Origin of the sequence: Albibacillus kandeliae, from assembly GCF_003116585.1 — a bacterium.
GTDB lineage: Bacteria > Pseudomonadota > Alphaproteobacteria > Rhodobacterales > Rhodobacteraceae > Albibacillus > Albibacillus kandeliae.
This window is the reverse complement of the sequence record NZ_QEHM01000004.1, coordinates 1-19988: the sequence shown is the minus strand read 5'-3', so window position 1 is coordinate 19988 and position 19988 is coordinate 1. Positions and strand designations below refer to the sequence as shown.

General features: G+C 60.1%; 24 protein-coding genes and 1 pseudogene. 21 read left to right on the top strand and 4 right to left on the bottom strand.

The window, feature by feature from the left end; translation table 11 throughout:
- Positions 1–146: 146 nt before the first annotated feature.
- The 6 genes from DDT93_RS26490 (at position 147) to DDT93_RS10685 (ending at position 3889) form a co-directional block, all read left to right on the top strand.
- Positions 147–347, top strand: coding sequence for a hypothetical protein (locus tag DDT93_RS26490; protein WP_157960144.1), 201 nt, complete (start codon positions 147–149; stop codon positions 345–347).
- Between the two features lie 506 nt (positions 348–853).
- Positions 854–1177 carry a hypothetical protein gene (locus tag DDT93_RS10705; protein WP_109465842.1) on the top strand — a complete coding sequence of 108 codons (324 nt, stop codon included), beginning with the start codon at positions 854–856 and terminating at the stop codon, positions 1175–1177.
- A gap of 123 nt (positions 1178–1300) precedes the next feature.
- Complete coding sequence (locus DDT93_RS26485; RefSeq protein ID WP_157960143.1) at positions 1301–1717, top strand: TIR domain-containing protein; 417 nt, start codon at positions 1301–1303, stop codon at positions 1715–1717.
- A gap of 51 nt (positions 1718–1768) precedes the next feature.
- The gene (locus DDT93_RS10695) at positions 1769–2401 is read left to right on the top strand and encodes a hypothetical protein (protein WP_232825435.1); all 633 of its coding nucleotides are present in this window, start codon (positions 1769–1771) and stop codon (positions 2399–2401) included.
- 172 nt (positions 2402–2573) lie between these two features.
- Positions 2574–3158 carry a hypothetical protein gene (locus DDT93_RS10690; protein WP_109465839.1) on the top strand — a complete coding sequence of 195 codons (585 nt, stop codon included), beginning with the start codon at positions 2574–2576 and terminating at the stop codon, positions 3156–3158.
- The gene (locus tag DDT93_RS10685) at positions 3155–3889 is read left to right on the top strand and encodes a hypothetical protein (RefSeq protein ID WP_109465838.1); all 735 of its coding nucleotides are present in this window, start codon (positions 3155–3157) and stop codon (positions 3887–3889) included. The genes DDT93_RS10690 and DDT93_RS10685 overlap by 4 nt, the downstream gene beginning before the upstream one ends.
- Positions 3890–3928: 39 nt before the next feature.
- On the opposite strand, the gene DDT93_RS26480 is transcribed toward DDT93_RS10685, so the two are convergent.
- The 3 genes from DDT93_RS26480 to DDT93_RS10680 are packed head-to-tail and all read right to left on the bottom strand — an operon-like array spanning position 3929 to position 5851.
- Complete coding sequence (locus DDT93_RS26480) at positions 3929–4510, bottom strand: hypothetical protein (RefSeq protein WP_157960142.1); 582 nt, start codon at positions 4508–4510, stop codon at positions 3929–3931.
- On the bottom strand, positions 4482–5051 hold the full coding sequence (locus tag DDT93_RS26475) for a hypothetical protein (RefSeq protein WP_157960141.1): 570 nt from the start codon (positions 5049–5051) through the stop codon (positions 4482–4484). Before DDT93_RS26475 ends, DDT93_RS26480 begins: the two co-directional genes overlap by 29 nt.
- Entirely contained in the window at positions 5051–5851 is an 801-nt protein-coding gene (locus DDT93_RS10680; protein ID WP_157960140.1) for a TIGR04255 family protein, read from the bottom strand. Before DDT93_RS10680 ends, DDT93_RS26475 begins: the two co-directional genes overlap by 1 nt.
- Positions 5852–5973: 122 nt before the next feature.
- On the opposite strand from DDT93_RS10680, the gene DDT93_RS10675 reads away from it, so the two are divergent.
- From DDT93_RS10675 to DDT93_RS10645, 7 genes are all read left to right on the top strand, one after another.
- Positions 5974–6489 carry an HNH endonuclease gene (locus DDT93_RS10675; protein WP_232825434.1) on the top strand — a complete coding sequence of 172 codons (516 nt, stop codon included), beginning with the start codon at positions 5974–5976 and terminating at the stop codon, positions 6487–6489.
- Positions 6490–6631: 142 nt separating this feature from the next.
- Positions 6632–7111: a P27 family phage terminase small subunit gene (locus tag DDT93_RS10670; protein ID WP_109465835.1), complete on the top strand. Its 480-nt coding sequence runs from the start codon at positions 6632–6634 to the stop codon at positions 7109–7111.
- Positions 7108–8949, top strand: coding sequence for a terminase large subunit (locus tag DDT93_RS10665; protein ID WP_109465834.1), 1842 nt, complete (start codon positions 7108–7110; stop codon positions 8947–8949). Before DDT93_RS10670 ends, DDT93_RS10665 begins: the two co-directional genes overlap by 4 nt.
- The gene (locus DDT93_RS10660; protein WP_157960139.1) at positions 8934–10178 is read left to right on the top strand and encodes a phage portal protein; all 1245 of its coding nucleotides are present in this window, start codon (positions 8934–8936) and stop codon (positions 10176–10178) included. Before DDT93_RS10665 ends, DDT93_RS10660 begins: the two co-directional genes overlap by 16 nt.
- 172 nt (positions 10179–10350) lie before the next feature.
- Positions 10351–11937 (top strand): arylsulfatase, encoded by a 1587-nt coding sequence (locus DDT93_RS10655; protein WP_232825433.1) that lies wholly within the window; start codon positions 10351–10353, stop codon positions 11935–11937.
- A gap of 287 nt (positions 11938–12224) precedes the next feature.
- Positions 12225–12434, top strand: coding sequence for a hypothetical protein (locus DDT93_RS10650; protein ID WP_109466310.1), 210 nt, complete (start codon positions 12225–12227; stop codon positions 12432–12434).
- Positions 12435–12508: 74 nt separating this feature from the next.
- Positions 12509–12925: a response regulator gene (locus tag DDT93_RS10645; RefSeq protein WP_109465832.1), complete on the top strand. Its 417-nt coding sequence runs from the start codon at positions 12509–12511 to the stop codon at positions 12923–12925.
- Positions 12926–13193: 268 nt separating this feature from the next.
- Here the strand turns inward: DDT93_RS10645 and DDT93_RS10640 are convergent, their stop codons facing one another.
- Positions 13194–13400, bottom strand: coding sequence for a cold-shock protein (locus tag DDT93_RS10640; protein WP_109465831.1), 207 nt, complete (start codon positions 13398–13400; stop codon positions 13194–13196).
- Positions 13401–13589: 189 nt separating this feature from the next.
- Between DDT93_RS10640 and DDT93_RS10635 the strand changes: the two genes are divergently transcribed.
- The 8 genes and pseudogenes from DDT93_RS10635 to DDT93_RS10595 form a co-directional block, all read left to right on the top strand.
- Positions 13590–14183, top strand: coding sequence for an HK97 family phage prohead protease (locus DDT93_RS10635; RefSeq protein ID WP_109465830.1), 594 nt, complete (start codon positions 13590–13592; stop codon positions 14181–14183).
- Positions 14184–14252: 69 nt separating this feature from the next.
- Positions 14253–15536 (top strand): phage major capsid protein, encoded by a 1284-nt coding sequence (locus DDT93_RS10630; RefSeq protein ID WP_109465829.1) that lies wholly within the window; start codon positions 14253–14255, stop codon positions 15534–15536.
- Between the two features lie 2235 nt (positions 15537–17771).
- Positions 17772–17996, top strand: coding sequence for a hypothetical protein (locus DDT93_RS26470; RefSeq protein ID WP_157960138.1), 225 nt, complete (start codon positions 17772–17774; stop codon positions 17994–17996).
- Positions 17997–17999: 3 nt separating this feature from the next.
- Positions 18000–18578 carry a head-tail connector protein gene (locus DDT93_RS10615; RefSeq protein WP_109465826.1) on the top strand — a complete coding sequence of 193 codons (579 nt, stop codon included), beginning with the start codon at positions 18000–18002 and terminating at the stop codon, positions 18576–18578.
- Positions 18578–18910: a head-tail adaptor protein gene (locus DDT93_RS27160; protein ID WP_109465825.1), complete on the top strand. Its 333-nt coding sequence runs from the start codon at positions 18578–18580 to the stop codon at positions 18908–18910. Before DDT93_RS10615 ends, DDT93_RS27160 begins: the two co-directional genes overlap by 1 nt.
- 4 nt (positions 18911–18914) lie before the next feature.
- Positions 18915–19388 carry an HK97-gp10 family putative phage morphogenesis protein gene (locus DDT93_RS10605; RefSeq protein ID WP_109465824.1) on the top strand — a complete coding sequence of 158 codons (474 nt, stop codon included), beginning with the start codon at positions 18915–18917 and terminating at the stop codon, positions 19386–19388.
- Complete coding sequence (gene gp17 / locus DDT93_RS10600; protein WP_109465823.1) at positions 19388–19744, top strand: tail completion protein gp17; 357 nt, start codon at positions 19388–19390, stop codon at positions 19742–19744. Before DDT93_RS10605 ends, gp17 begins: the two co-directional genes overlap by 1 nt.
- Positions 19745–19794: 50 nt before the next feature.
- Positions 19795–19988: pseudogene (locus DDT93_RS10595) on the top strand (hypothetical protein); the annotation flags it as partial.

Here is a 19988-nt window from a genome sequence, read left to right as displayed (position 1 = left end):
AGCGAGGCAACGAATATTGCCTGTTTGGGCCGCACGGTATCGATCAGGTCTTATCTCATTGATTTTACTTGGTTTTGGTTGTGTTGTGTTGCCGTTCTCGCAGGGGGCGAGAGCGTTGAGTTACACTAGAACTACCGGAGGAGCCAATGGACGATCAGTTGCGAGCTTTGCTTGCCAAGTTGGATCAGGAAGAGATCAACCGTCTGTCTCGTTGTTTCTGTCTTGCCGAACAAATTCTGGGCTCTCCAGAAGAGCTTCCAGTTGCTTTTGCAGAACTCGTTGCCCGGTTTTATTCAGCCGACCGATTTGTTGAAGCAAGTCAAAATCAACTTCCTCAGATGGGCTGAGCCGCTCCTTGAAGAACTCGAAGAGTAGCGGAACTTCGCGCGGCTGCACGTTTCGGGTTCCAGCCAAGATCTTCGTAAGTTTGTCAGTCGAAATGCCAAGGTACCTGGCGAGCTGTGCTTGCTCGCCTCGTGCGCCAGACAGGCGCGATCTGATCCAGTTTCCGTCTATGACATCCATGTTGGTATTTATTGCGGAAATCGCATCGTTTCAAAATGAGCGATAATCGCAACCTTTCTTCTTGACTGATGTTGCGATTATCGCAATCTATGCGTATGGAACCTGCGAGCACGATCATAACAATCTGTGGCGGCGTCAAAGCTGTAGCTGACATCACCGGTCGCGATGAAACCCGCGTTCGGCGCTGGACCTATCCCAAGCATAAGGGAGGAACCGGGGGCTTCATCCCGGTCGAGTGTCAGCAGGCACTGATAAGAGAGGCTCGCCGCGGTCGCTTTTGCCTCACTCCCGACCACTTTTTCCCCGAGGCTGTTGTTGGTGACGCCGCATGAGCCGCCCGCGCTTAACCCTGATCGTGAACAATGCCGTGTCATGCCGAGACCGTGGCACGGAAGGGGCACAAGAGTCTTGGGCAAATCGTCTGGATCCTTATGCGCTGAAGGCTAACGCAGCGAAACTCTGGTCTGCGTACTTTCGCGCCCGTTTCAACAGCCCGCGGGACGTGGCGCTGTTCTGCGATGTCAGCTTCCAGACGGCACATAATTGGTGGGGCGCGGTGACGGCGCCGACCAGTCATACCGCGCTCCTGGTCATGCTCACCGATCCAGACGCCACGGCATTCTTTCAATCCGAGCTCAAGAGGGCAGCATGAACCTGCAAGATAGCTGGAGCGGTCATGCGTGACCTGATGGCCTGCGCCGGGGACTTCCCGGATCGTCCCGACTGGATCTGGCTGCGCTGGTTTTGGGGTGGCTCGACGCTGCTCCAGGAGGGCGTGCGTCTCGGTGATCTGGCAGAGCGTGAGGCGGGGCGTCTCGCGTGCCTTGCGACACCCTACGCTGGCTTCCCGGGTGGAATGGATGCGGCGTCGGAAAGCGCCTCCGAGTGGCTGCAGGTGCTGGCCGGGGCAGGGGTGCAGGCCATCGCGCCCGCCTGCGTCAGTGCCTGGGCGGGGCTGCCCGAGGCGGACCCCGAGCCGGTGGCGCGTCTCGCCGAGCTCGTGGTGGTTCCGCCGGTACCGGGCTGGGAGACATCGCTCGAGGTCTGGCGCGCGGTCGAGCTCGCGCTCGCGGCCGTGAAACCCGTCTACCTACTGGACGAGGGCGGACATTCGCCGGGCAAAGGTGAGGGTGGCTCTGAGCCGGAACCAGATGACCTTGCAGGTCGTTGGGATACGCGGGCCTATGTGTAGCAAGATATGCCCCTTGCCGGCTGCACACCCGCTGCGGCCCGGGTGTTTTTCATGACAACTCGGGCCGTCCATCTCCTGCCAGTTGATGCGGACGAACTGCCGGATTACCCGTTTGGTGCGGATGACCGGCTGGATAGCCATTATTTCATGGTCTGGGAACGCCGGCGCTGGCTGAACTCCGATATGCGCCTCAAGGGAACGCCCGAATGTCGGGCGCTCTACTTCGACCTGACCAACATCGCCTATGACCAGTCGCCTGTCGGCACTTTGCCCGACGACATGGATGTACTGGCCAAGATGCTCTTCCTCGATCCCGGTCACTTCCGGGCGCTCTGCAAGCTCGACTACGGCCCGCTGCACAAGTGGACCCGCTGTCGGTGTGAAGGCGGCGAGATACGGTTGATGCATCCCATGGTCTTGCGGTCCCTCACCGAGGCGATTGCCAGGAAAGAGGATAACCGGGCTCGGAACGAGGCGGCCAACGCTGCCAAGCGCCTGCAACGCCTGCGCGCGACGGTGGCAGGGTACCAGGCCGAGCTCGCCAAGAACGACGCCGCGGTGCGCTGGATCGACGAGTGGCTGATGAAAGAGGGCTGCGAGTATCGCAGCGCCGCGTGGATCGAGCGGGCCATGCTGGCGTGGTCCAACCATGTCTTCGACCTTGGGCGGGCAAGACTGTCCTGACACTGTCCGAGACTGTCCGAAAGACACTTCGAGACAGTCTCGGACAGTCTGAGACTGTCCTGCACGACAGGGACATAGACAGGGACAAAACAGGAAAGAGGGCAGTCGCGCGACAGATCGGCCGCGGGACTGGTGGATAACTCCGGAGAGCAGAGAAGGAGGGACATCGGCAATGGACGCGAGAGAACAGGCAGAGGGCGAGCGCCGGGTGAAGGCGGAGCTGATTGAGCCACTGCAAAGGCTGGGGCTCGGGAAGCCCTCTACCCTGACCAAGGCGCAGTTCGAGGTCATGACGGGCGAGCTCTGCCAGATGCTGGCCTACATGAACGCGGCGAACCTGCAAGCGCTGGCCGAGGTGGTTGCGGCCAACCCGGGCGGGAAGGACCGAGACCGCTTCCCGATCGCCAACAAGATCCTCGATTGGGCACGGCAGATGCAGGAGCCCCCGGGCGACGGCTCGCCACTGCAGCGCGCGGTCTTCGCCTCGGCGCTCGGCCGCCAAGCGCTCGACGAGTTCTGGGCGCCCGAGTTGCTGCGCCAGCTGCGTGAGGATCGGAAGTGGCCGGGGCCCTGGTTGGTGAGCCAAGTGAAGCAACGGGCAGATGAGGCGCGGCGGCGCCTGGTGGACATCGATGCGCGGCTCGCCCGCGGTGACCAGGTCTCGCAGGAGGAGGCGCAGTGGCGCAGCCAGCGCCGGGCCGCGCTGCAACGGTGCCAGGATATCCGGAGCCGAGCACTGGAGGGGGTAGCGGCATGATGAAGCATGTGGTGATCGTGGCGCCCGATGGGGCGGCCAGCGTGACGCCGGTCGCGCGCTACCTGGCAGCCCGGCGAGAGCGGGAGGCGGAAGAGGCCGCGCGGATCGCGGAGGTCAAGGTCCGGGGCCACGTTCCCGAGCAATGCGGCCCGGAGATCCCGGAAGCGCCGGCGCGTGGGGTCTTCAGGGTCTTCGAGCCCCAGCAACTCTACCCGGACGGCAAGGACGGCTACGTCTCGCGGCCCGCAGGTTACCGAGGGCGTTCGGCGATCCAGCATGCGGACGTCTTCGATGTCATGGCAGCGAAGGCGGCGCGGCACCGCAAGCCACATCCTCTTACTCCGAGCCAGATCGCGATGGGGCGGCACTACCGCGACCTGGTCGAGCGGCATGCCGCCGCCGGCATCAGGGGATCGTCTCTCGAAACCAGGAGTTCCGGTCGAGGCCGGGATGCGGGCGACTACATGGACCGGGTACTGCGCGACAAGGCGGAGATTGACCGGCTGCGTCGGAGGATCGGCGACGGCACGGCAATGGTGGTGCGACGGATCAGGCCTTCAAAGCGCGGCTCTCGGGTGAACATCACCGATCGTCGTCTAGTCGATATGGTTTGCTTGGAGGACAAGAGACTTAGCGAAGTGCTGCGAAAACATGGTTGGATTGTCAATGGAGAAACCGTGAAAGCCATACAAATTGCGATAGCGGCCGCGTTTGAGAGGATGCTTAACTAGTTCGTGGTTCTCGCGGTCAGGCGAAACCTAATGCTTGTGCTAACGATCTCGAAAAATGCTGCGACGAATGGCAGTGATGAGTGATTTCAGCCAGTTGCTTTGAGATTGTTCGTTTGGCGAATTCGTTGGTGCGGGGTGCAAATCGCCGTATCTCTCAAACAGGTGTCTTAGAAACAGCGCCACCGTCAAGTCATTGTCGCTCCCATCGCACACCGCATGTGCATGATACCGGTTATCGGAATTCGGTACCTCTGAATTGCCCTCCACTGGCGATGCAGAGATGCTCCATTTTGGTATGTTGTTCCATTTGTTTGTTAGTTTTTCTGCTTGTATTGTCGCCCATCCATCAAAGCGACGATTTGGGCTAAATGAAGCCCCGTGCAACTCACAGCGTGGTTGCAAGTAAGAGATTACCCGTTTCTCAATTCCTGTGCGTCCAAGCCGATCCAGTGAGACTTCTTTAGATCGCCGCTCGCGAAAGATCTCGATGTCGAGGGCTGCGACATCTGGTTGAGTGTCGGCGCCGCGCAATTTCGGAGTATCCCAAATCCTTCTTCCAATCCGTTCATTTTTTCCGATTGGTTCGCTGGGATCAGGTTCCCAAACCTTCGACTTTCCCATTGATGCCTATGCCTAATGCCTGTGTGAATTCTTTGACCTCATGCCGTCGACGGTTGCTGCCGTTCTGAATTATGCATTGTGTTGGGAAGTCATCGTGATCTCGTCGATAACCAAACATGGTCGTACCATTTCCGGCGATAACAGTGGTGACGCGAAGGTTCCCAGTCTCAAACTCTGCAACTAAATCGCCTTCAGGTGTGCCATAAAGGTATGGTTCGGAGGGCAAAAGATCGCAGCTATCTCGAAGAAAAGTAAGTGCCGCAAGAGCTGCGTCACGATTGAGCCAATCTCTTGTGGATAGATCGACCTCAGTGTGAGGGGCGATGGAGTCCCTAATGCGACCCTCAACACTTGCGAGCCAATCAGTCACCGCTGGAAACTCGGTTTCTTGTTCTTTGGTGTAAAGAAGTTCCTCGACTGAGGCTGCGAGAGCCACGGTGTTCTGATCTACTTGCATTGATCTTTGATTGTGATTGATCGCGCCGCCTGTGCAGTCCAGCCAGTCTATCAATCTCCAGTAGCTAGAGGTGGTTGTGTCCATTAGTTTTTCTTTCTTAACCGCTCGGTGTTTTTGGAGCCAAGGACTGAGAAAAAGCGCTCATTTTTCTCAGCTCTGGCTCGTTGCGCCCAGTCTATCACCCCTCTTAGATCCTTTATCTTGGGGTCGCCGTTTGTTCTGACGTCAATGTCAATTACAAAGGTAGTATGGTCTGGAATTGCGCCGCCGGCAAACTCGGTGGTCGAGAGGCGCGTGAGAGACTCCACTTGAGAGCCAGCATTTGAGACAAAACTGAGACTGAATGGGCCGTTGATTGAGGAATCGGCAACATCAATCTTAACTTGAAGGTCCTTGGGGCCAGAAATGCCGTGAAGATCGGATCGCAGGGCGTTTATGTATCTAAGGCCCAAACGCCTTACTCGAATCTCTCCGAGAATGCTGAACAGTCTCTGGCATATTTTCTCGATGCTATGCCCGAACACTTCATTCCAACCTCCATACTCCCCGCGACGGCTCAAGATAACGACATCAGGTCCGAGTCTAATTGCGGTTCCACCATCGGGTGACACCAATTCGAGGATGGGCTTGTGTTGTAAGCTCGACTCAGAGCGGCGTACCGCGTCGGGAATGTCTGCAATCGGAAGGCGCACTGGTTTATAGCTCTTCCACTCCTCCGAGTCCGACATTCGGCCGTAAAAAATTTCAGGAATGAAGTCTTTGCTAGGATCAAACCTAACTTCGAAAACAGCCTCGCGTATTGCATCGGTCTCTAGGGTGGGGAAATTTGTTGTCATTATCAATCGGCCAGCGCCTGCTCCTAATTTTGGACCAATGGGTGTCACGCGTTTTCTGAAGCAACGTAGTCAACCAAGGTCCACGTTGCAATGCCAGGTGAGATATAGAACGCAAATCTGGACTTGTCCGAGGTGATCTTGTGGTCGAAGGTTGGATGAGCTTACGCTAGATGAGCCAGACGGCAGGCAAGCTGGCCGTACAAGGCGTGGTCTGGCTGCGAACAGTGCTTGACAGCTGTGTCATCAGCGTGCCACTTGATCTTCATCATCAACAAGTGCGCCCACGGGAAACCGGCGGGCGCTTTTGCATTCTGGGGGCAGCGATGACGGCCCGGAACGAGTACCACCATCTTTACAACCTGTCGGCCTGGCGGCGCGCGCTGCGGCCCCAGCACCTTGCGCGGGAGCCTCTGTGCCGGGCGTGTCTTCGGCGGGGCATCGTCAACGACGGGTCTCTGACCTCGTCGGGTGAGCGGCAGGCAAACGCACGACGCCGGTTCCTGGTTGTGGACCATCTGATCCCGCACCGGGGTGACCGGGCGTTGTTCCTGGACACGGGCAACCTGCAAACGCTGTGCCCGGATGATCACGACCAGAACAAGCAGCGCTTCGAGGCGCGGGGCTATTCGGAAGAGCGCGGCGAAGATGGCTGGCCTCTCGATCCCGAACACCCGGCCAACCAGTAGAGCAGGCTCCCGGGGTCATGGCCCCGGGGGGAGGGTCCGCAGAAAATCCGCTTTCGGTGGAAACCGGAGGGGGAACCTTTCTGTGTGCAAAGTCGAAATTGGATAGAAAAAGCCACGTGGTAGAGGGAGTTAGAGGGAAGGCATGCGAGGTCGCAAACCGACAGAGCAGAACGTGGTGCCGCTGGCCGAGGATGGAGTGCAACTCCATAACCTTGAGGAGCGGGCGCGGGCCCGGCTGGAGGAATTGCGGCCCGAGGGGCTGACCGGCCAGATGCGCTGGACCTTCGACCGCCTGGCGCTGCCGCTCTGCCACCCGACCGTCGATCGGCTGAAGCCTTCCAACGTTTACATGTTCCGGCAGCTCTGCTCGGCCGTGGTGCGCCATGACCGGATCGCGCTGGAGCTCGAAGAGCTCGGCGAGACCTACGAGAGCGAGACCCGCAACGGGGTGCAGATCAAGAGCCGGCCGGAGGTGGCGCAGCTGAATGAGACGTTCCGGCAGATCCGCGGACTGGCAAATGACTTCGGCATGACGCCGGCAGCGGAGCGCGGTTTCACCGGGGCCGGTCAGCTCGGGTTCAACTTCACCGACCCGACCGGCCCTGAGGGCTACCTGACGTGAGCGAGACGGAACCCCGGGTCACTTACGAGGTGGATCCGGTGACGGCCTGGGCACAGGTCGTCGCGGCGGGCGAGATCGTCGCGGGGCCTTATGTGCGCGCGGCGGCCGAACGTCATCTGCGCGACCTGGTCGAGGGGCCGGGGCGCGGTCTCAAGTGGGACCTGGAGGCGGCGCGGCGCGCCATCGACTTCTTTCCGAAGGTGCTGCGGCTGAACGGCGGGCAGTTCGAGGGGCGGCCGTTCAAGCTGCACCCGAGCCAAGCGTTCCGGATCGGGTCGCTCTTCGGCTGGAAGCGGTTCAGCGCGCGGCACAATGCCTGGCTGCGCCGCTTCACGCGGTTCTACGACGAGGAGGGCAAGGGCAACGGCAAGTCGCCGATGCTGGGCGGCATCGGGCTCTACATGATGGTGGCCGATGGCGAGCCGCGCGCCGAGGTCTACGCGGCGGCGGCGAAGAAGGACCAGGCGGCGATCCTGTTCCAGGACGCGGTCGCCATGGTGGATCAGTCCCCGGTCCTGAAACGTCGCGTGGCGCAGCAGGGCGAGAACCCGGTCTGGCAGATGACCTATGTCGGCAAGCAGGGCGACAAGCGGAAGTTCCGCCCGCTCTCGGCCGAGAAGGCGCAGTCGGGGCCGCGTCCCCATTGCGCGCTGACCGACGAGGTGCACGAGCACCCGAACCGGGACGTGATCGACATGCTGGAGCGGGGCTTCAAATTCCGCAAGCAGCCGCTGCTCTGCATGGCGACGAACTCGGGGACGGACAAGAAGTCCATTTGCTGGGAAGAGCATCAGCACGGCGTAAACGTGGTGACCGGACTGATCGAGGACGATTCCACCTTCGCCTTCATCTGCTCGCTGGATGACGGTGACGACTGGGAGAACGACCCGAGCTGCTGGGTGAAGGTGAACCCACTGCTGGGCGTGACGATTGATGAGGAATACCTGCAGAAGGTGGTCAACCAGGCAAAGATGATGCCGGGCAAGCGGAACGGCATCGCACGGCTGCACTTCTGCCAGTGGACGCAATCGGTGAAGGCGGCAATCAAGCGCGACGCCTGGATCGCCTGTCACGGCGAGGTGGACCCGGAGGCGCTGACAAAGGCAGGCTATCCCTGCTTCGGTGGCCTCGACCTCAGCCAGGTGCGCGACTTCTCGGCGCTGACGCTGGTCTGGGTACTGGACGCGACGAAGGACGCGGAGAAGCTCGCGGCCAAGACCTGGTTCTGGACGCCGGCGGATACGCTGCTGGAGCGCTCGGGGCGCGACCAGGCCCCCTATGACCTCTGGGCCAAGCAGGGGCACATCGAGGCGGTGCCGGGGGAGCGGCTCAAGTATCCGTGGCTGGCGGACGCGCTTGCTGACCTGAACTCGCGCTACATGCCCGAGGTGATCGCCTGCGACCAGTACGGGCTCGAGCGGCTGAAGGACAGCCTGACGGAAAAGGGGCTGGTGCTGCCGACCGAGATCCACCCGCAGGGCTACCAGAAGCGGGTGCTCGACAAGGTGCCGGACCCGACCAACCCGGGCGAGGAGGTCGAGGTCTACCTCTGGATGCCGGACTCCATCAACAAGCTGGAGAACGCGATCTACGACGGGCGCCAGGTGGTGGCGGTCAATCCGCTGCTCGACAGCATGGCGGCCTCGGTGACCTATGCCGAGAACCGCACCGGGCACCGGATGTTCGACAAGGAAAAGGCGCATGGCCGGATTGACGGCATGGTTTCGCTGGCCATGGCGACGGGCATGGCGCTGTGCCGCGAGCGCGGGGGCAAGGAAACCTCGCCCTGGGCCGATGATGGATTCTCGCTGGAGGGCGAACTGTGGGACTTGGATTGAGGTTCGGGCGCGCCAAGGCGGCTCCGGAAGAGCGGGCGCAGGTGCTGGTGGACAGCGGCGTGACCGCGATCACCGAGGTGCTGACGGGCGAGGTGTCGGAAGGCGTCACCATGAAAGAGGCGCTCTCTCTTCCGGGGGTCTGGGCCGCGATCAACTTCCTCTCGGCCGCCATGGCGGGCCTGCCGATCGACGTCTACGAGAAGACGGGCGAGCCGGGCGGGGACAAGAAGATCACGGGCGGGGTGGCCGATGTGCTGGGGGCGGCGGTCAACGACAGCACCACCAGCTTCTCGTGGCGCGAGACCTTCTTCGCCGAGGTCTTCGGTCCCGGTCGGGCCTATACCTACATCGAGCGGCGCGGGGGCAAGGTGATCAACCTCTTCCCGATGGAGTACCATCGCACCACGGTGCGCAAGTCCAAGGGGCGGCTCTTCTACGACTACACCGAGCCCTCGGGGAAGACGAAGACCTACGAGGGCAAGGACGTGATCGACATCGCCTTCCTGCTGAAGGCGGATCACGTGAACTGCTACAACCCGGTGATGACCTGCGCCTCGGCGATCCGGCAGGGGTTGAACGCGAACCGCTACGCGCTCACCGTCTTCGGCAAGAACGGGGTGCCGCCCTACGTGCTCAAGGGGCCGTTCACGGCGGCCAAGGAAATGATGCGGGCGGCGGCGGACCTGATGAAGGTGACGCGCCGCTCGGCCGAGGAGGGCAAGCCGGTGCTGCCGCTGCCGGCGGGGCATGACCTTCAGCGCCTCGGCGATGATCCGGAAAAGATGCAGCTGACGCCGGTGCAGATCTTTGCTGTGGGGCAGGTGGCGCGCATCTACCAACTGCCGCCGGTGTTCCTGCAGGAGCTCAGCAAAGGCAACTACAGCAATGTCGAGCACCAGGACTTGCACCTGGTCAAGCACACGCTGCGGCGCTGGGTGAAGAAGTTCGAGCAGGAGCTCACGCTCAAGGTCTTCGGGCGCGGCTCCAAGCGCTACGTGAAACTGAACCTCGACGGCATCATGCGCGGGGACTTCAAGACGCGAATCGAGGCCATCGTGCGCGCGATCCAGAATGGCCTGCTTACCCCGAACGAGGGGCGCGAGCTGGAGAACCGGCCACCGAAAGAGGGTGGCGACACGCTCCTGGTGCAGGGCGCCACCGTGCCGATCGAGCTCGCAGGTAAGGCCTTCGCGAAGGGGGGAAACGATCAATCTGAGAAGCAAGAATGAGCCGATGAAGTCAGCTTCGAGAATGCGATAGGCGCCGATGGTTAAGGGACGAATTCCTTGTCTTGCAGGCTGGCGCTTAGGCGCGAGTTTTCCTCAACTGCACCCGCAAGAAGTGTGCTAACCTACTAATTAGATTTCGATTCTACATTTCATACCGCAAAGGAGAGGACTGATGTCTCGATACCTATACATGGCTTTACCCTTCGCAATTCTGGGCCTGGCAGGACCTGCGTTGGCGCAAGATGCACCAACAAAGCCAAACATTCTTGTGATTTGGGGCGATGACATCGGGTGGCAGAACCTGTCGTCCTACGGCATCAGCACAATGGGTTACTCGACCCCGAACATCGATCGCATTGCTAATGAAGGCATTCGCTTCAGTGACCACTACGCCCAGCCAAGCTGTACCGCAGGCAGGGCGGCTTTCATCACGGGGCAATATCCAATCCGCTCAGGTATGACGACGGTTGGACAACCGGGATCGTCGCTTGGACTTCAGGCCGGCTCGCCAACATTGTCGGAGGAGTTGAAGGATGTCGGCTATCGAACGGGGCATTTCGGCAAGAACCACTTGGGCGACCGCAACGAGCACCTCCCGACTGTCCATGGCTTTGATGAATTCTTCGGTAATCTCTATCACCTGAACACCCAAGAGGAAGCAGAGCAGCGCGATTATCAGCGCTTCGGCGAGGCGTTCTCGGGCTCACTCGAAGAGTACGAGGCACAGTTCGGGACACGGGGGGTGATCCATTCCTTTGCAAGTGAGACAGACGATCCTACCGAGCAACCTCGCTTCGGGCGTGTCGGGAAGCAAACGATTGAAGATACCGGAGCGCTAACTCAGGAACGGATGAAAGATTTCGACGCCGGCGAGGTGATACCGCTTGCTATCGACTTCATGGCAAGTGCCAAGGAAGCAGGTGAACCGTTCTTCGTTTGGCTCAATACTTCTCGCATGCATCTATACACCCGTCTGAACGATGAGTGGCGCTATGCAGCGGAAGAGTACACTTCGGAGGCAGATCTCTACGGTTCAGGTATGCTGCAGCATGATCACGACATCGGGCTGGTGCTTGACTGGCTGGATGAGCAGGGCCTCGCAGACAACACAATCGTTTGGTATTCGACAGACAATGGTCCGGAACACAATTCTTGGCCGCACGGCGGAACGACGCCGTTCCGCGGCGAAAAGATGACCACCTATGAGGGTGGTGTGCGTGTTCCCTCAATGATCCGGTGGCCCGGGCACTTCCCAGAGGGAGCTGTTCTGAATGGTATTCAAGGACATCAGGACATGTTTACGTCCCTTGCGGCCGCTGCTGGAATCGAAGACGTCGCAGCAGAGGTAATGGAAGAAAAGCAGCAGGTGATCGATGGGGTCAACAACCTTCCATACTGGACAGGTGAACAGGACCACTCGAACCGGAATAGCATTTTCTACTACTACGAGAGCAAACTTACTGCTGTTCGAATGGGGCCATGGAAGTTCCACTTCTCCACCAAAGAGGACTACTATGACAGCCTTCAGGCCCGTACCGCACCGATGGTTTTCAACATCCGGATGGATCCATTCGAAAGCTATTCGAGCACAGACGCTTACGGACACCTGATGCAAAAGGTGTCGTGGCTAATGCAACCTATGAACGTTTTGATGCAGGAGCATCTGCAGTCCCTTGCCGACTATCCGCCGGTACAGGGAGGTGCGTCGTTCGACATGTCAAATGTAGTCGAGCAGTTCATGAGCAAGGCGATGCAGTAGCTACTGCGCTGCGTGCGAACTATCAGTTTGTACGCAGCGATTTCTCTCCGGGCAGGGTCGGGGCAAGACAGATAGTTCTAAGGTAGTCCTATTGAGTGCTTCCGGCTATCTTGGGTGAACCCCAACCACATCAATAGAGTGCTTGAGCGCGATTCAGTGCTCGGCCGAGGAAGCGAGCTTCGCAAGGCACAACTAGTGGTCCCGGGTGAAGCGTATTGATCATTAGATCACGTTAACGGTGCTCCGTGGGTTTCAAGCGCTACGTGACTTTTCACGACTGCGGCGTCATGCGCGAGGACTTCAAGACGCGGATCGAGGCCATTGTGCGCGCGATCCAGAGCGGCTTGCTGACTCCGAACGAGGGGCGCGAGCTGGAGAACCGGCCACCGAAAGAGGGTGGCGACACGCTGCTGGTGCAGGGTGCCACCGTGCCAATCGAGTTCGCGGGCAAGGCATTCGCGAAGGCGGGGGGCGGAGACGGCGAAACACATTTGTGAAAGAAGTCCGCACTAATGCGAAGTTGGTTGAAGTTTCACCTTCCCCATGGTCAACTATGAACTAGGCGGGGGCCTTGCAGATCCAGAGAGGCACCGAATTTGGTGAACAACTGTACCTGATGCGTGTTCTGCACGTCGATGATGATGAGTTCATTGGTGAGCTGGTGCGAATGTCACTGGTGGAACTCGGAGGGTTTGAGGTTCTTCAGTGTACGGACGGGCAGAGCGCCATAAGTGCCGTCGAAACGTTTCGGCCTCAAGTTCTATTGCTCGACTTTAATATGCCCGGGATGACTGGTGCGGAGGTCCTGTCTGCTATTCGTGAAAAAGCAGAGTTTCAAGACACTCCAGCACTGTTCCTTACAGCGATCTGCTCGGACAAGCTGACAGAGGAGCTGGCTGGGCTAAAAGTGTCCAAGGTGATCACTAAGCCGGTTGATTTCATTAAGCTTCCAGAAATGGTGAAAGAAGCATGCAAGACCCGAAGTTGAAGGTCTGGATGTCTTAGCCGAGAACGTTAGTACGAAGCCGTGAGGTTTGCTGCTGACTTCTTGTCTAGGATTTCTGGTTCATGTCCAGCTTCAAACCAATAAACATTTCATCGCACGGCGCGAGGGCGCGGTACCGATCGCGCTCACAGGAAGGGCCTCGATGAAGCGGTCGGTACGAGGAGAGGCTTTCTGCTAGCATCCTCTTTGAGCAGAACATAAAAAGGGCAGCCAAATGGCTGCCCCTTCAAACGTCATGCATGCAGACGTGTTACGCGAGAGCGAGATTGCTCGCGCTTTCGCGACCGTCACGGCCGCTTTCTACGTCAAAGGTGACGGCCTGGCCGTCATCAAGGCTCTGGATGCCGGAGCGTTCCAGTGCCGAAATATGGACGAAGATGTCCTTGCTACCGGTTTCCGGTGCGATAAAGCCGAAGCCTTTGGTTTGGTTGAACCATTTCACGGTGCCATTGGCCATCGTGATATCTCCTAGTTTCTTGCCACTCGCATGACGCAGTGACTTGGCCCAGTGTCGTCATAAGATCAACTGAGGCCGCTAGGTAACAGATGTTCAAAGGAAGAAGCTTTGCACGCCTTACATAGTGGCTAGCACAGCAAAATACAAGCCTGGCAACACGCCCAAGTTAATACAGCAAAGGAGGCCGCGATGAGCGACCCACAACGCGAGGTGCGTTACTGCGCCGTCGCGCCCGTCGAGCTGCGCGCGGCCGAGGGCGACCTAATCCATGTGACCGGCTACGCGGCTGTCTTCGGGGAGCAGACCGAGATCGGTCCGCTCGACAGCTGGGGCTGGGCCGAGGTGATCGAGCCCGGCGCCTTCACCGAGGCGCTGAAGCGCGGCGATGACGTTACCTTCCTGATCAACCACGGCGGCCTGCCGCTGGCGCGCACCAGCTCGGGCACCCTGACGCTGACCGAGGACGAGCGGGGCCTGCGGGTCGATACGGCTTTTGACGCCTCGGATCCGGACGTGCAGCGCATCCTGCCGAAGATGAAGCGCGGCGATCTCAGCAAGATGAGCTTCGCCTTCATCTCGGAAAAGGAGACCTGGGACGAGACCGGCAATTATGCAGTGCGCTCGATCCACCAGGTCAAGCTCTACGACGTGTCGATCGTGACGGATCCCGCCTACGAGGGCACCGAGATCGGCTTGCGGTCCAAGACCGCGGCCTTGGGCGCGGGAAGTGAATTCTTCCTCCGCCAGATGCAGATGCGCTCGCGTCTGTCCGGCCTGGACTGACCAGCCGACCCCGCCCGTTCCCGGCGCCCTGGGCAGGCGCAGTTACCCTACATATCGAAAGGCAGGGCAATGACGAAAGTGAAAGAGCTGCGCGAGAAGGCGCAGAAGGTTCTGACCGAGGCGAACGACGTCCGGTCGAAGATCACCGAGAAGACGCCGAAGGAAGAGGCGCGCGCGGCCAATGATCAGTTCGACAAGCTGATGGATCAGTACGACGAGCTGGTGAAGGAAGCTGGCCGCGAAGAGCGGGCCTGCAAGGCGCAGCAGGACGAGGAGCGCCGCCAGGAAGAGCGCGAGCGCGAGGAGCGTGAGGCGCGTCGCCCCGGGCAGGAAGACGTGACCCACTCGGCGGGCGACACCTTTGGCGAAGAATACCGCGAGGCCTTCCGCCAGTTCCTGGCGTCGGGTGCGGATATCTCCGATCTCGACAAGGAGGTGCGCGAGGCGCTGCGGGCCGGCGCCCGTGAAATCCGGACCCAGACTTTGGGCACCGGCGCGACGGGCGGTTTCCTGGTTCCGACCACGCTGGCCAATGCTATCAATATCGCCATGGCTGCCCACGGCCCGATGATGGATGCGAACGTCGCAACCGAGATCAACCTTGCAACCGGTGCGCCCTTTGACCTGCCGAAGGTGGACGATACCGCCGAAGAGGCCAACCCGCACACCGAGGGCGATGAGGGTGTCGACGATGACACCGGCGATATCGTGCTGGCGAAGACCCAGCTGCTCGCTCATACGCTTGTCACGCCCTGGATCAAGTGGTCCTTCGAGCTGGCACAAGACTCGGCCTTCGGCTTCGAGAGCCTGCTCGGCAAGCTGATCGGCGAGCGCCTGGGCCGCAAGGGCAATGCGTGGCTGACCGTGGGCACCGGCGTGAACGAACCACTTGGCTTCGTTACCGGCGCGCAGGTCGGCCATACCACCGCCTCGGCGGCCGCGCTGACTTTCGACGACATCATGGAGCTCGAGCACTCGGTCGATCCGGCCTATCGCTCCGGGCCCAAGGTCCGCTTCCAGATGCATGACCAGACCGTGAAGACGCTCCGCAAGATCAAGGACAGCAACGGGCGTTACATCTGGTCGGACGGCGACGTGACGAAGGGTGTCCCGGCGACGCTGAACAATCGCCCGGTCTCCTTCAACCAGGCGATGGCGCAGATCGCGGCCTCGGCCAAGACCATCGCCTACGGCGACTTCTCGCAATACTACGTCCGCAAGGTGGGCAACCCGCTGCTGGGCGTGGCGCGCGAGAAGTTCTTCCCGAACCTCGGCATCATGGGCGTGCACCGCATCGACGGGGCCATCGGCCACGCCAAGGCGATCAAGACGCTGCAGATGGCGGCGGGGTGAGAAAATGGAAGCTTTGAGCTGATCTCGTCGAGATCGCGCCACTAGTTTGGCGCGATCTCAGTCGCAAAGACTGTTTCGAGGCTAGTCCTTGTTAGGGTGCCGTGAGTGGCAGTCACCTGTCAACATTTTCAGGGGCGATTCATTTCCAGCACAAAACTCGGTATGTCAGCTTGGGCTGGGAGTGCGCTGGCTTCGGGAACGAATGCACGAAGCTGGCCGGAGCTAAACCGATCGTGGTTCAGGTAGGCTTAAGATGGCGTCCAAAAGGTGAGGGAACTGCTGGTCTAGGTCATCGCGACGCAGACTAAGTAGGCGCCCGGATGCACATTGATCACTTTGAATAATCCCGGCTTCTCGGAGAACCTTTATGGCGTGCGACTTTGTTGTCTTGGGAGTGCCTGTGCGAAACGTTGTACAGTCTCTGATTGGCTTTGGACCGAAGAAAGCCAGCTCCCGTACGAGAGCGAGGCGGACAGGGTCGCTAAGCGCGAAGAATAGGCGCGCAAGCGCGGTATCATGTGGTGCAAGATGACTTGGGAGCTGTCGTTCTTGGGTGCTTTTGGATACAATCATGGAGGGTCAGGTCGGATACTTAGAGGGCGAGCATAGCAGAGGAGACCCTTCAACGAAACACGAGAGCAGCAGAACTTACATGGGAACGCGCGTCAGGTCTTGCAGTTAGCGATGCGGTTTTCCGATGCGGCCGTGTTAAGGGTGTGCATTTTCTGTGGTAGCTTCAAAGGATGCTCTCGGTCGTGCCAGATTCTGAGAATTTTAGGGACGCCCTTCGGCGTCTCCTAAAGGACGCAGAGATTCAAGGGCGAGCTTCCGCAACGATTAGTGCCTCGGGGCTTAATCACGAGGTCCAAGGGGATACAAACCCGACTTACCGTATCCCACTGTGTTGCGAGGCGATGATCAAGGAGATGTGGTCTGATGATGAGTTGGTGTTCGCCCCGCGCAATGGCACCGGACCGTCTCTAAGCATTCGGTATCGTCTACCTCGTCACAAGTCTTGAACTCCGCGCGTTCTTCAGCATCTGAGTATTAGGAACTCCTGACACGCTTGGGTTCAGCTGTGACGGCTACCCGGTGTGAGAGGTGGCAGAAGTTCGCCTGCATCTCGGCAGTACAAGTTATAGCTGTACTCGGTGGGAATATTACCACTGGACGGGGGAAGAGTGAATCTTCAGACTTTAGAGTGAGAGATCACTTTAGGTCCCAACTAGTCAAACCATGATTTGTTGTGAGGCGAGGGTTCCGCAGGAACGTAACAACGAAGCTGATTGGGGACAGTTAGTTGATCGAACCAGAGGTACGGTTTCACACTGAGGACGCAATTAAGTTTGTTTCAAGGCGTCTTGACCTACCAGAACTACCAGGTACCCAAGATTGGGCATTCAAAGTTGTGAAGCCCACGGATCTGGACCGCTACCTGTCGCTTTACAAGGAAACCTCGGGCCAGGACGACGTGCGTTTCGTTCTAGCAGACATGATCATTCATGCCTTTGAGTACTCTGACGTTGACTTGGACCAGGACAATCGATGGATTTGGTTTCTCAAGTCCCTCATAGATTGCGCGGATCTTCACGCCTATCAGATCTGCAACTGGGCCGCTTTGGGCGATCCGCCAGAACTTGCATGGCGAGTCTCTCCGTCAATGCGCGCGGTCTGCGAAGTATACTTTTCTAGAGATTAGTGATCAGCAGTGGCTGAGGTTGGGCATGCTAATGTTGACTCAACACAGCTGCCGGTCACGGGAAGTCCGGGCGTTCGTTGCGTCCTTCGCTGTCATTCGCTTCTGAGGAAAAAGACAAGCAGTGAGAGTGCGCCGGTTAGCAGGCAGGCCTCTCCAAGAGGGAGCAGTAGCGTGTGAGGCGTTGTGATCGGGGGCAAGAAGTCGCCGCCAAAAACGAGGGCTTCTCCAGTAAGTAATATCGCCCCAAAGACCGAAAGGCCGAGACCGGTCCAGAAGTATTTGGCGTGAGAACGCATCACAAGAAAATCTCCACGGATAGCCTGGTTGGACGTCGTCGTCGACGAGGCGAATAGCGGCTACGCCATGGTTCCTCTTTGAACTGGCCTTGCAGTGGGCAAAGGCAAGTCAAATGTCGACCGCGCCAGAAACAAACTGCGAAACACTGTTAATTCGACGTTGCTCGAAGGAGCGAAGCTCCCCTGCAGGCCCCATGCCCCGCAGGCCAAATCCTTGTTCCCTGACGAAAGGACTCTTCGATGAAAATCCAGATCACGACGAACTGTTCCGGCGCAACCTTCAGCTACATCGTCGGGCAGACGCCGACGGTTGAAGACTGGCTCGGCGTGGACCTGGTGCGCGCCGGCTACGCGGAGCCGATTGACGCCGAGGCGCAACCTGTTGAGCCCGCTCCCGAGCCGACCGAGCCGACCGAGCCGACCGAGCCGACCGAGCCGACCGAGCCGACCGAGGCGCAGGAATAAGCCATGACGCTCAAGCGCATCAGTGCGCCGGCGGCGCAGCCGGTCAATCTGGCAACCCTGCAGGCACACGTGCGGCGCGAGCCGGGCGAGGATGACGTCTTTCTGCAGCATTGCCTCGACGTTGCCGTGGCGCAGTTCGACGGCGACGACGGCGAGCTGGGGCGGGCGCTGATCGCGCAGACATGGGAAGAGGGCTACGCGGTCGTGCCGGCGCCGGGCGGGGCCGTCGAGCTGACGCTTGCCCCGGTCTCCGCGCTCGCCGAGGTCGAGGTCTACACCTCGGCGGAGAAGTGGGAAGAGATCGCCATCGCGGATGCCGAGCTCTTCGAGGATGCAGGACGCTACCTGGTCGCGGCCGCTTGGCTGCGCCCGGGCAAGCACCGCGCGCCGCTGCGCATCACCTACGTGGCGGGATATGGTGCCTTTGCGGCTTCGGTGCCGCCGCAGATCGCCCATGCCATTCTGCTCTTCGCGGCCCACCTCTACGAGGTGCGCGAGCCGGTCAGCTTCGAGGGGACGCCGGTCGAGGTGCCGCTCTCGATTGCGCGGCTGGTTGCCAATCACAAGACCTGGTGGCGCTGATGCGGTCCAGCTCTCGAGAACACCGGGTCACGCTTCTGGCACCGATTTCAGCAAAGAACGAACTCGGTGAAACCCGTCCAAGCGGTTGGGAGGAAGTGATCACTCTCTGGGCAAAGGTTGTACCGGTCTCAGATGGGGAGCGCTGGCGCGCCGGGGCGGTCGAGCAGAGAGCGGATGCCCGCATTACGGTTGCCTACTCCGCTCTAACTGCAGCGGTCGATGGGACCTATCGGGTCTTTCTGGACGGTGCGACCTGGCAGATCATAGGCTCAAAGCCCGTAGGGTTCCGCCTGGGCTTCGAGCTCACGGCCTGGCGCATGCCGGCGGCATAGACCCATGTCGGTCAAGTTGAAGATCGAGGGCGCGGGCGATATCGAACGCGCGCTGGCGGAGCTCGCGCGCGGTACGGCCAAGGGCGTGATGCGCCGCGCCATGCGACGCGCCCTGCAGCCGGTGGCGGAGGCGGCGGACAATTCCGCCTTCGAGATCGCGATCACCAGTCGCCTCACACCGCGCCAGTACGGGCAGGCCCGGGGGGACCGGGGGCCGTCCCGGGTGACGCTCTACGTGGGCCCGGTCGAGAGCGACGGGTCGCCGGCGCCGCATGCGCACCTGGTCGAGTTCGGCACGGGACCAAGGACCCACGCCAGCGGCAAGTACGTGGGTGCGGTCATGGCGGACCCGTTCATGCGGCCGGCGTGGGACGCGAACCTCGCGGACATGCTGGCCATCCTGCGCCGCGAGGTCTGGGCCGAGATCGAGAAGGCGGCCGCGCGGGCGGCGCGCAAGGCGACGAAAGGGACCAGCTGATGGAATTTGATCTCTACAGTGCGCTGGCCCCGCTGTGCCCCTCCGTGGTCTGGGGCGGCTTCGACCAGGGCGCAGGCTTTCCGCGCATCACGCTGCAGCGGATCAGCAACCGGACGGAGTATGCGCTGAAGTCGCGCGCTGGCAACGAAACGGCGCGGGTGCAGGTGAACGTCTACGCGACAAGCTACGCGGAGATGCTGGCGCTGGCCGAGCTTGTCTCCCGGACGCTGACAGACTTCCGCGGAGGATCGGTGATCCGCTGCAAAGAGATATCCCGGCGGGATTCCACCTCGGAAACCGACGGCGATGTGGTCCGGCTTCAAATGCTGGACATCCTGGTGCGCTATCGCGCCTGAACAACGGTCGGGTCACCGGCTCTCTCTCACAATCTTGAAAGGATGAAGGAATGGCAGACAAGGTCATTGCCGGCGATCTCTGCACCATCAACTGGTCGGACGACGGCGCAACCTGGACCGAGATCCCGGGCTGCAAGACGGTCGGGATCCCGGAAGAAACCCAAGAATACCGCGATCGCACGTCGCTCGACAGCCCGGGGCGGAGCAAGGAATACGGCGTCGGCCTCACCGATATCAGCGAGCT